13 protein-coding genes are annotated in these 11071 nt (G+C 61.4%); 2 read left to right on the top strand and 11 right to left on the bottom strand.

Going from position 1 to position 11071, the window contains the following annotated elements; genetic code table 11:
- Position 1: 1 nt before the first annotated feature.
- The 11 genes from virB9 to ACXAD2_RS06490 all read right to left on the bottom strand — a co-directional run bounded on the left by virB9 (position 2) and on the right by ACXAD2_RS06490 (position 7663).
- Positions 2-853 carry a P-type conjugative transfer protein VirB9 gene (gene virB9 / locus ACXAD2_RS06540; RefSeq protein WP_475168401.1) on the bottom strand — a complete coding sequence of 284 codons (852 nt, stop codon included), beginning with the start codon at positions 851-853 and terminating at the stop codon, positions 2-4.
- Positions 850-1536: a VirB8 family type IV secretion system protein gene (locus tag ACXAD2_RS06535; RefSeq protein ID WP_475168399.1), complete on the bottom strand. Its 687-nt coding sequence runs from the start codon at positions 1534-1536 to the stop codon at positions 850-852. Before ACXAD2_RS06535 ends, virB9 begins: the two co-directional genes overlap by 4 nt.
- Entirely contained in the window at positions 1533-1733 is a 201-nt protein-coding gene (locus ACXAD2_RS06530) for a hypothetical protein (RefSeq protein WP_475168397.1), read from the bottom strand. Before ACXAD2_RS06530 ends, ACXAD2_RS06535 begins: the two co-directional genes overlap by 4 nt.
- A 47-nt stretch (positions 1734-1780) precedes the next feature.
- Positions 1781-2668: a TrbL/VirB6 family protein gene (locus tag ACXAD2_RS06525; RefSeq protein WP_475168396.1), complete on the bottom strand. Its 888-nt coding sequence runs from the start codon at positions 2666-2668 to the stop codon at positions 1781-1783.
- A 30-nt stretch (positions 2669-2698) separates the two neighbouring features.
- Positions 2699-2959: an EexN family lipoprotein gene (locus tag ACXAD2_RS06520; protein WP_475168393.1), complete on the bottom strand. Its 261-nt coding sequence runs from the start codon at positions 2957-2959 to the stop codon at positions 2699-2701.
- Between the two features lie 15 nt (positions 2960-2974).
- A complete protein-coding gene (locus ACXAD2_RS06515; RefSeq protein WP_475168391.1) occupies positions 2975-3691 on the bottom strand; it encodes a TrbJ/VirB5 family protein in 717 nt (238 codons plus the stop codon).
- Positions 3688-6042, bottom strand: a complete 2355-nt coding sequence (locus ACXAD2_RS06510; protein ID WP_475168389.1) for a VirB4 family type IV secretion/conjugal transfer ATPase — start codon at positions 6040-6042, stop codon at positions 3688-3690. The genes ACXAD2_RS06515 and ACXAD2_RS06510 overlap by 4 nt, the downstream gene beginning before the upstream one ends.
- The gene (locus ACXAD2_RS06505; RefSeq protein ID WP_475168388.1) at positions 6042-6371 is read right to left on the bottom strand and encodes a VirB3 family type IV secretion system protein; all 330 of its coding nucleotides are present in this window, start codon (positions 6369-6371) and stop codon (positions 6042-6044) included. The genes ACXAD2_RS06510 and ACXAD2_RS06505 overlap by 1 nt, the downstream gene beginning before the upstream one ends.
- A gap of 19 nt (positions 6372-6390) precedes the next feature.
- Entirely contained in the window at positions 6391-6678 is a 288-nt protein-coding gene (locus tag ACXAD2_RS06500; RefSeq protein ID WP_194137103.1) for a TrbC/VirB2 family protein, read from the bottom strand.
- Positions 6679-6690: 12 nt separating this feature from the next.
- Complete coding sequence (locus tag ACXAD2_RS06495; RefSeq protein ID WP_475168385.1) at positions 6691-7266, bottom strand: lytic transglycosylase domain-containing protein; 576 nt, start codon at positions 7264-7266, stop codon at positions 6691-6693.
- Between the two features lie 112 nt (positions 7267-7378).
- Complete coding sequence (locus tag ACXAD2_RS06490) at positions 7379-7663, bottom strand: hypothetical protein (protein WP_143015445.1); 285 nt, start codon at positions 7661-7663, stop codon at positions 7379-7381.
- A 287-nt stretch (positions 7664-7950) separates the two neighbouring features.
- Between ACXAD2_RS06490 and ACXAD2_RS06485 the strand changes: the two genes are divergently transcribed.
- The gene (locus ACXAD2_RS06485) at positions 7951-8700 is read left to right on the top strand and encodes a hypothetical protein (RefSeq protein ID WP_475168378.1); all 750 of its coding nucleotides are present in this window, start codon (positions 7951-7953) and stop codon (positions 8698-8700) included.
- Positions 8701-8929: 229 nt separating this feature from the next.
- Complete coding sequence (locus ACXAD2_RS06480) at positions 8930-10192, top strand: helix-turn-helix domain-containing protein (protein ID WP_475168375.1); 1263 nt, start codon at positions 8930-8932, stop codon at positions 10190-10192.
- Positions 10193-11071: the final 879 nt, after the last annotated feature.

Here is an 11071-nt window from a genome sequence, read left to right as displayed (position 1 = left end):
CTCACTCTCCGATGATTTCGCGGCGAACGGAGGGGCTGGTGGTGCCAGTGCCCGCATCACCGCCGACCGCATAGCCCTGCCCCATGTTGTAAAGCGCGGTCACCTCTCCCCCGAGACACAGGCGCAGCTCCGGAGCGACGTCGTGCACGATGACCTGGTTTTTCCGCACGGTGGTGTTGGCCAGGCGCTCGGTGCCCGCGCTGCCGACGATGAACACGGCTGGCATGCGGGTCCGGCGCGCGAAGGTCAGCACGGTCATTTCGCCATTGTCATAGGCTTGGGTCGGCTGCAGATCGCGGTTGCCGGCCGCGAGGTAGCGCCAGTTCTTTGAGCCCGACGTGGCCACCGACTCCGCCAGCCGAGCCTTGGCCGCCTGTTCCTGGGCTCGGGCCTTCTGGGTGGCAGCAGCCTCGCGCCGCCGGTTGGCCTCGTCGGTCGGATAGGCAAAGCGGATCTGGAAATAGACATCCTTGGACGTGTTGGTGATCGCCCCCTCGCGCACGATGAGCTCGAAGGAGTAGGTCCGGGTCGTCCCGTCGGCGCGCATCGTGGCGATCTGCAGGTTGGTCGGCGGGTTTGCCTCTCGCGCTTTCAGATAGAGGATGTTGCCCCGCGGCACGATTTCCCAGGAAACCGTATCGCCGCTTCCAACATCGATGATCTCTTCGGTCTGGGCGAAGACAACCTGCACGGTGGTCCGAATTGTGCCAACCACACGCACGACGTCCCATTCGTTATAGCTGACTGACCGGACCCGCGTGTCCGATCGCGAGGGACGCGGCACGTCGAGTGAGAGTGCTGGCGTTGCTGCCGTCAGCACCGCGCAAGCAAGAAGAGCGGCCCGAAACCTCATTGCGGCACCTCCGGATCCGCCCGATAGCTTTCCACAAGAAACCCGAGAGGGTTGATGGTCCTATCCTCGGCACTGATCTCGGCCTTGCCGTCGAAGCCAAATTCGATCGTCGCAACCCAGAGCGTTTGGGTCCGGAGGTTCTCGCGCTCATTGATCGCGGTCTTGTAGAAACGGACCTGCGCGAGTTCGTCGCCCAGAAAGGAGATCGATCTTATCTTGATCTCTGCACGGATGTCGGTGCCATAGATATACTGCGGGCTGTTGGGGTTCGAGCCGTTGAAGGCATCCGAGAAGCGTGCCTGCTCCTCGGAGGCCGAGAGCAGCGTCACCTCCCGGTAGATCGCTTCGCGCTCGGCAAAGCTGTAGCCCTCGCGTTCCCGGACATAGCGCGCCAGGAAATAGCGGGTGACGGTTTCCTCGTAGCTTGTGGCGCCATCACCGAGGCTGGTCATGACTTCCGGAACGCCGCTGGCGGTGTCGACGCGGATCACGAAGGGCACGACCTCCTTGAGCGGTGCCATGACCCCCACCGCCGCAACGCTGGTCACAGCGAGAAGGCTTGCGACACCTGCAATGATCCAGGCGGTGCGCTTGGACCTTTCGGCGGCCAGGCGCAGATCATAGTCGAAGCTGCGCGCCTCTTTCAGATAGGCGGCAAATTCCTTGTCCTCTGCGGGTTTCATGTCTCCGCGCCTCCCCGAGTATCTGCGATCCGGGGCGACACGCCGATTTCCTTCTGCTTTTGCAGCACCGCGTCCCGGTAGTTCCATTTGGTCGGGTTTAGCGGGCGCACCTGAGTGCCCGCGACATCCGGCAGCGGAGAGGTTGTCGCGCAGGCTGTCAGGCCGAGAACAGCCATGAGCAGGACAGAAAATTTCATCTCTATACCTTGGAGGTTTGCAGGTTGGTGAGGCCGATTTGTCGGCCTCAATCTGTGCGCGTTGCCGAGCCACTCGCGCTACTGGGGCCGTGGGCACGCGGGGACGTGCCAAACAGCTTGCGCTCGACCATGCGCTGCGCCGCGCCGGTCGAAGCCGATGTGCCGGCACTCAGCGCCGAAGCGATGGACGGCAGCAGGAAGAAAAAGATCGTCCCGCAGGCCATCGCGACCAGAAAAGCCGAGATCGAAGCCGCGGCCTCTTCGATGTTGAAACTGGCATAGACGTCACCGATGAACGCCGTGACGGTCATCATTAGCACGATTACCAGAAGCTTCAGGATCGAGAAGTTCATGGCTTGCCCAAGCCAGGCGAAAAACCAGCCACGCGTCACCTCGAAGAGTGCGAACGCGACGAAGAGCGGACCGATTGCAGCCAATAGCGTGAGACCGAAGTGCACAAGCAGGCTCGAAACGAAGGCAAGGGCCGCGAAGGGCACCGCGATAAGGATCAAGACCACCGAAAGGGCATACCCGTACATCGTGCCGGCCAAACCCGAGCCGTACTGTTCTTGAACTTTCACACTGATCTGGCCTGCCATTGCCATGACGGCATCAGAGGGCAAATTTGTTGATCCCCCGGCGAGCAGTTCAACAAAGTCCGGGATATCGTTCAGGATCGTGTCCCCTACCCAGGCGCTGTAGTCGCCGGCGCTAGAAACAAGGGTCCAGATGATGGCGAGCTTGACGCCCCGCAGGGTGAAGTCGAGCAACGGCTCCTGAACAGAGCCGCGGATGATCGCCCAGCCGTAGAGGATAAGGTAAATGGTCATCGCCGCGGTCAGCGGTGCCGTCAACTCTGCCGACATCGTCGCGCTGATATCCGTCATCTTCGCCGTCAGGCTCTCGACGAAGTTGTCATACAAAGCTTGCAGCATGTCCGCAGTCCCTTCCCACGCGGGCTTACGTCAATCGAACGAGGGCTCACCGAACACATTGCTGAAGCCCTCGCTGTCTTGATCGCGCTGCGCTGCGCGCTCCGCTTCGTCCGCATTGACGCAGTTGGCATCCTCGGTGGCACGATCAGAAACCTCGCAGGACTCGAGCATCTCGGCGCGCGCGGCGGGGTCAGCAGAGAAGTACTCTACGGTCTGGTTTTCTTCTTCCTTGCATCCAGTCAGCGCGGCGCCCGCGATCAGCGTCACCAGCATCGAAGTGGCGAGTTTCATGGTAGGTTCTCCTTCTTAGAATTCGTCAGAGCCATAGATGCGCTCGTAGCCAGCGCTTTCACGAGCGCGGCGTTGAGCAGCAATTTCCGCTTGGCGCTGGTCTTCGACGCGGGTCTGCGCATCCTGCAGCATGGCAAGGCCCTGAATGCGGTTGGTGTCGTTCTGCAGCATGGCTTGCTCCACCGCGATCCGGGCGGAGAGCGCATCCATCTCCCGCTGCGTCGAGACATTGCCGATCTTGTCGCGGAGCTGATCGAGTTCCTCGAGCCGGTCGTCCGAGAGGGTCACGATCCGCTCGCCGATGGCGGTGTCTCGCGCCGAGCGGTTGGTTATCCGATCGAGCTCGCTGCGGTAGAAATCCTCGGCGTCGATGTCTGTGCCGCCAAGAGAGGCGAAATCCGCCGCGTCCTGGGCAGTGCTGGCCAGATCACCGAGATCGTCGATTGTCACATCGAAGTCCCGGGCGATCTGCATGGCTTCAGGCCCGAGCAGTTCTCGCACCTCCGGCGAGTTGAGCGCATTCACCACCGAGTCCATGTCGGTCATGCCGTTGATCGACGCGTAAAGGGCCTGAGCCTGCTCGAGCTCCCGCACCATCTGCGCGATCTGCTGGGCAAATTCTGCCTTGGCATTGGCCAGCGCGGTGGTGTCGATCACCGGAACGCCCTGCGCCTGCACCGGCTGGGCGAGCAAGGCGAGCAGGGTCGCGGCGGGAAATGCGTGCCGTTTCATGCCAGGTCCTTTCGTGTCGCGAGGAGCCGTGGGAGCCAGTCCCGAGTCTCGGGGTACTGCTGCCGCAGCTCATGCATGAGAGCGTTGGTCGCGGTGCGCCCCGACAGAACGGTCAGCACCTCGTCGAGACCGGAGAGGTCGAGATCGCAGACCACCGAATTCTGGGCCTGCTTGATGAGGAAATGCCCCATGGGCAGTTCGCTCTGCACGATCTCGAACTCACGTTCGGAAAGACCGAACTCGTCCACCAGGTCCTTTCGGCTGGGGCGGTCCGTCCCAAAGTAAATCTGGCTGGCGCATTGCTCGATGATGGTGCGCGCGATCGGGCTTGCAATGACATCGGAGGCCGACTGCGTGCCCGCGACGATGATGCCGTTCTGCTTGCGGATCACCTTGAGCTTGTTCTTCACGAAATCGGAAAAATACGGGTCCGACAGCGCCTTCCAGAACTCGTCGATGAAGATCGCGATCCTCTGGCCGGTGATCAGCTGCTCCACTCGCCGCATCAGATACATCATGATCGGATTGCGAATTTCCGGATCGTCGAGAAAAGCGGTAATGTCGAAGGCGACGAGATCGGCATCGAGCGACAGCTCATCGGCGGCATTGTCGAAGACCCAGCCCAGCCGGCCCTCGCGCGTCCAGCGGTCGAGCCGCGCGCCAATGTCCTCTGCCCCGCCGCCGAACCCGAGCAGCTCGCGCAGCGCCGATAGGCTGCGCTCGGCGCGCGGAAGATTGGCAAGCCCCGCTACGGCTTGCTCAATGCGGCGGACATCGCTGGCCGAGAAACTGCCGCGATCCGCGCCCAGCATGGACTTTACGAGATCCACAAGGAAGGCTTGGCCAGCGGCATCAAGCTTGAGCGCCATGAACGGTGCACACCCCGTGGGCCGACCTGGCTGGAAATCGAGGTAGGTGCCGCCCGAGGCCCGCACGAAAATTTCGGCACCATGATCCTTGTCGAAAAGCACGCGCTTCACGCCAAACTTCTCGAGCTGCGAGAGCAGGAAGGTCTGCACAACAGTCTTGCCCGAGCCGGAGGGACCGCAGATGAACGTGTGGCCAAGATCGCCGACGTGGAAATTGAAGTAAAACGGCGTCCCCGCGCTCGACTGGAGCTTCGCAACGGCCGCGCCCCATTCGTTTCCGGCGCGGTGTCCAGTCGGATAGTTGTGCAGCGGGGCCAGAGCGGTGAAGTTGCGGCTGGTCACCAGCGCTGAGCGGGCGCGATGGGCGTGGTTGCCCGGCAGCTGTGCCCAGAACTGCGGCTCGAGGCCCAGGTCCTCGCGCGCGACAACCGCGCCCGCTTCCGACAACAGTGTGACGGCATCCGCGGCGCGGGCTTTCAACGCCACCGGATCCTCGCTCAGCACGAGCAGCGAGAGATTGTGCTCGCCCATGACGAAGGTCCCGGACATCAGCTCGTCGCGTGCCGCCCGCAGCCCGTCCGCCTGCGACAGCGCCGGGTCATTGGCGTTGCGTAGCCGTCCTTCCTTCAGCGACATCTGGCGCAGAGCGTCGGTCTTGCCCGCGCAGCGGAACGACTGGGTCAGGATGAACTCGAACGGCGCGGTCAACAGGCCATCCAGCATGTCGGGCCGGGTCCAGGCAGGATATTCCTTGAGCCCGAACATGGCCCCGTAGGTGCTGGCATCGGCATGGCGGATCTCACAAGCCTCGCGGCCAAAGATCACCCGATCGGTATAAATCGCTCCGCCGAGCGTACCCTGAACCAGCGGGACTTCAGCACTTCGTCCGGAAATCACCTGCTTCAGGACGCTTGCAGGCTCAGAAATCAGAACATCTCGGTCGTTGCGAACAACCGACAACCGACGCGGCCGGAACCGGCTGAGGCTCCCAGCAAGTTGGGCCGCCTTGTCATCGAGCTCGTCCAATAGCGCCTGATCCACCTCGATCTGGCGCGAGCGGGCCCGCCGCATCCCGCGGACGAGGTGCTCGCTCGGGAGGTTCCGCGGCTGCATGTAGAGCGTGAGATAGATGTCGTTCCGGTATAGGCGCTTCTGCTCGAGCCGGGCGCGGTAGGCGCCGTCGATCCAGCTGGCAAGATCGGAGGTGAACACGCCCGCCGGAGAGCCCTCGTCGCGGCTGCGGATCACATGGACATAGACCATCACCCCAAGGCCTGCGATGCTGCGCAGCGCATGGCTCAGAGTGTCATGCAGGACATTGATGTGGCGCGTGTCCGCCGTTCGAAAGGACGCCCCCTCAAGCTTCATCATCTGAAACGCACCGCGAATGCGCGTGATGATCGCATGCTCATCCGCATGACGCAGACACGGCAGGTAGCGCTCGGCGGTGCTCTCGGTTCTGATCTTGCGCGCAAAGCCCATCAATCGATTTCCTCGAGCAGGTGCCGCCGACGCAACTGCAGCGGCGAGGAGGACGATCCGCCCCAGAAGCTGCGGTTCCGGCAGCGGGCATTGGTATCCAGCCACCGAAAGAAGATCTGGAAGGCGTTGGCGTCACGCTCGACGACCAGCCGCGCGAGCGCGAGAAGCGGGAGTGCCAAGGACAGATAAGCAATCGAGTCCGCCACGATCATCGCAAGGCCGCCAAGCCCGCAGGAGATCGCGAAAGCCTCGATCGGAATGCCGAAGACCATTGCCGGACGCGTCAGCGCCAGGAACAACGTATCCTCGTTGAGCTTTTCCCTGGTCATCAAAGCCCCCTGCCCCGCCCTACGCGGTGATCATCGTCAGAACTTCGGAGGCCGCGAAGATCATCACGACCCCGCCGACGGCCCAGGCCGCGCGGCGCAGGTCCACGAAATTGAAAAGCCAGCCCGCGCCGATGAACATGATCGCGATGAGCGCGATTGGCTGCTTGGCGCTCTCGAACTCGTCGAGAATATTGTTCAGGAAATCGGTGAACCCGGCGGCCGCTGCGGGCTGCGCGACAAGGGCCAGGATCAGGGCGAGAGAGATCGGCGCACCGGCGGACCGGTGACGTTGCAGGAAACGTTTCAAGGTGAAATCCTTCTACTGGAAGACGTGGGCTCCGGAGCCGCTTGATGTGGCGAACACATCCCAGCCCTCCGGCGGATCGGCCTGCCCGCGGGGCGCCGCCTGACGTGCCGCGGCAGCTACGGGGACGGCCCCCTGCCCTCCCCCGAGGACGCGGTCCACATAGCCATTCGCAAATCCGCGCGTCGGCGATCCGGTGTTGTAAGATGACAGGGCCTGTCTCAAGGCTGTGCCCTTCTCCGCGCCGCGCTCACGCGCGCGGACGTAACCCTCGCGCAGCACAGTCTGCGCAGCGTCGAGGTTGCGACAGGCGTCGAAGACGGTGACGGGCGTCAGACCAAGCCACTCGAGATTGGCGCTGTTGATCTGCCCGAGCCCCATGTCGATGGAGGCGCCCTCGGAGATCAGGCGCTGCGCAAGTTGCGCAGCCTCCTCGGCGCTTTGCGCCGTGTAAGATCGCTGTCCTTGGCCATTCACGCCGATTGCGTATGGCTCAAAGCCACTCTCGGCGGCGACGAGCTTTTCCATCACGCTCGGTGAAACGCCTGGCGCGCAGTTCTCAGCCAGGGCGCGGAACGCAGCGGCATTCATCGGCTCCGCGTCTGCGATCCCGGGCAAGCCCGCAAGGAATGCTGAGAGGGTCAGAGAGAGACGCGCGCCAGAAAAAGGCAGGCGGATTTGGGCGCGGGATGCGCCCAGCCGGTCATTTGGCGTCTTGGCTTTCGGCGCCTTTCGGGATCGGAACCCAGACACCTTCGGAGCCGGGGAACGTCCGAAGATGGAAGTTGACCAGCGCGTCCGCGGATTTGAAGACGCGGTCATCTCCGGTCTTGGATGAGATGACGACGGTTTCCGACCCGTCAGGGCGGATCGCCCAAAGCTCCCAGTGCCATCCTCTGGAAGCCTCGATCGGGCGGTATTCAATTTTGCCACCATCCTGAAGGAAGCCTTGTACTGCATCGCTTGTAATCGGGCGTTGTTTTTTCATTCGGGGACACCTGTCGTCGGGATTTTCTGGCCAGGTGATGGGTAACGTTGAAACACACCCAGCCACAACGAGAAAGGCCTATTTTCAAAATCGCCTTTCATGCCATTTTCGAAAAAGCTTGAAACGCGAATTTGACAAAATCGGCGTTTGCTGAAATCTACCCGCCCAAGGCGCAACCTGAGGCTGCATGTCCCGTGTTTGTTCGCCTTAATTTCATAGCGGGCTCCCTAACGTCAACACGAAGCGTGCGGGAGCCCGGACCCTACGGAAGATGGAGGTCAGTTGACGTGGCTAAGTTAAGAATCCGGCATGCGCGGAAAATCGCCGGTGTGGCCATCCTGGCCTCCGAGTTGGCAGTGGGAGCCCCGCGCACGGCGCAGGCCTACCAGGTTGATTGCGCGATCCTGATTTGTCTCGCAGGCGGTTGGCCGTCCACCGCGGAGTGCGCCGAAGCTCGCGAGACCTTCTTTGAGCGCATCACCCCATCGCCGATCGAGCCGCCCCTTCAAATCTGGAACTGCCCGCTCGGCGCCAGCTACGACAGAGATCGCGACCAAACTCCCCTACCCCCTCTCGTGCCAATCGCGGCGCGAAGTGCGCCAGACGTCCACGAACCTGGCACGGCGGTTCTGCCCTCGGTTCTGCGCCAGACGCTCGGGGCCATGTCCACCGACCCGATGACCGCGCTCACGTTGGCGGCGCAGGACGGCAATCAATCCCTTGCTGCCGATGTCGATATCAGCGGCCCGGAGTTTGACTTTGTCCGCTCGATCCGAGTCTATCATGTCGCTTTCGCCAGACAACGAGAGATCGGCAGCGAAGAGAGCCATTGCCGGCGCACTCAGAACGTTCAGATCGGGACCTATGGGGTCCAGGGCGCGTTTGATTGGTCAGACAGCAGCGTCGACGACCTGCCGAACGCATTCGAAGGACTTGATGGTTGGGGTGAGGATTGTCCAACCGTCCATGCCCGCGCGGTGTTCGTCGACTGGCGAGACCATAGCGGAACCTATGGGTTCGAGCAGGTGAACTACTGACATCTCCCGAAAGGATCAGCCCCCTCTAAAAAAGCAAACCCCGCGAAGGCGGCAGCCTTACACGGGGAAGCTCAAGAGCTTCAGGGTCTGCAAACCCTGAAAAGAACACTGACATGTTCACGGTCTAGCAGCTTCCTGACATGACGGACAACCCCAAACCGCATCTGTGCGATCGGGAGAGGTTTGTCTGCACGCCGCCTCGCGTTCTCAAGAAGAAGGACCGAGCAGAATGACAGTGATGCAACAATGGAGCCATGGCCGACAACATGGCCCCTTCCCCACACTTCCCAGTGGCATGGAGCGCGATGGTTTCGTCAACCTCGTCGATGCCATCGCCAGTGCCGTCGGCATTGGGGCTGCCGCCATGATGACCTTCCGCGCGATGATCGGAGCCGCGCGCCCGCGATCCTTCAAGACCGGCGCAGAGGAGCCGTGCTGCTACCTCAGTCAGACCGAGCTCGCGCGAAAGCGCGGAGTCTCCCCCTGCCGCATCCGTGCACATGAGCAAATCCTGGAGCGCGCTGGCCTCATCGAGAAGCGGACCATGGCGAACGGTGCGCGATCCGGGTTCGCTGGCTGCGGTGTCTTCTTCGGCCGCGGTATCGCCCGCGTGCAAGAGTTCCTTGGCCTACGAGAGGCACTCGAGAAGACGCGCAGGGCCCACGGGCAACTCCGCGGTCTGCGCAGCGCCCACAAGCGGCGCGCGCTGATGCTCTTAGCGGAACTTGCTGACAGGACCCGAGGTGACGAGATCACCGCGGCCCTTCATGCTGAGCTCGATGCGTGGCCTTCGGCCGCCAAGTTGCATCGCATGTCGCTGGAAGAGTTGACTCTGCATGAAGCGGAAGCTGCCGCTCTGTGCCGAAAGATCGCAGCCACTCTGAGTGAGGCGCGAAAATCAAGCGGTCGGACCTGCGAAAACGAGCGCCCCTTGATACAAGATATGACCCAAGATCCTACTCAAGGCGCTGGTCGAGTTTCGGCAAAAGCGGTGGATGACGCTCGGCATTCTGATGATATTGAGCTGGAGGATCGGAGCTACAGCGATCAGGACAAACCTCCGAAGGAGGCCGGGGCTAAAGGAGAGCTGTTGAGCCGCGGGCAGACAGGAGAAGGTCAGGCGGTGCTTCTTGCATCACTAGGGCCGGAACGCCTATACGCGCTATGCTCGCAGGAAATGCAGCTTCACCTGGATATGCGCCGCTACGGACAGCGGCAGCTTGTGTTCTACGATTTCGTCGTCTCGGCTCAGAACAGGCTCCCGGAGATGGGTGCGCATCCCGCCATGTGGAGGAAACTCCGCGGTGCGATGGGGTCAGCGAGTGCTGCAATCTCTGTGCTCATCGTCGATGCAAAGCATTCTGAGCGCGCGCGAGCTGATACGTGTCCTGCGGGGGCTCTCGAAGGAATGCTGCGAGATTTCCGCCGTGGAGACCTGGACCTGGTCAGAGCTTTGGAAGAGATCGCATGTCCGCAGAGAACGCAGGAGTGACGGAGTTGTGGCCCTCTGCAATCAGCCTAGACCTGACCGCAACTTTTTTCACGGCGCGCGGGGCGCGCTTTGAATCTATTGTCTTTCGTGCCCACTGTTCTCGCTGGTGGCTTCGGAGCACAAGACTTTGGTATCCGAACTGGGAATCTATCGATTAGGAAGTACCAAGAGCTCTTGGAGAAATAGCTTGGATGTAACTCGATCTCGAAGCACGGTGCTGCGTACCATTCTTGGTTAAACCAACACGCAGCCAGCTAAGGCCAAAAAACGGCGCTAGTCGGAGTGCCGGGTGCTATTGCCCACCGGGCAAAGGCTAACTTCAGGCTTACAGCGCTTTTTGGTTGAATTCATATTTTCGAGATGGCTCCGACCTGTCACAGCAGGTGGCATTTTGCGACGTTAACGCACACCTCACGAGTTCTGAGATTGGCACCGAGCTGCAGTAATTGAGCTTCTCTGGATTGGTTCAGGCACACACGTATGACGCCCCCAGCGGGTGCAAAATCGACGTCGTATCCAAGGGGTTCCCCGAAGTAGATCCTGAGCCTGCGATTTGGTTGGGCTTCCTTCGGACGGAGTTCAACATGCCGCCGCCGTTCTCAATCAACGGTAGGGGGCTTCGAAAGGGCCAAAACATATCAAAGCCAAGCTTCTTGATCCTTCAAGCTATTGCCCACCGGGCAATAGGGCTTCTTCGTGTTCTTACTGAGCGCCAGCAGGCTCTTAACGAGAGCGTCATCTGATTCAAACGTCGGGTTTGGAGTTCAGTGAGAACCAAGACTGTTTGGCTGATCGGCAACCGAAACCTCCTGTCTGAGAGTGCTATCCGACAGGAAGTTTCCTCAGTCGGCCGCCCTACAGTTCCTCGCTTTTATTGCC

The sequence above is a fragment of the Salipiger sp. ABN3_019 genome (assembly GCF_056158605.1).
Note: the sequence above shows the minus strand (reverse complement) of the source record. Positions and strands in the feature narration are given on the sequence as shown.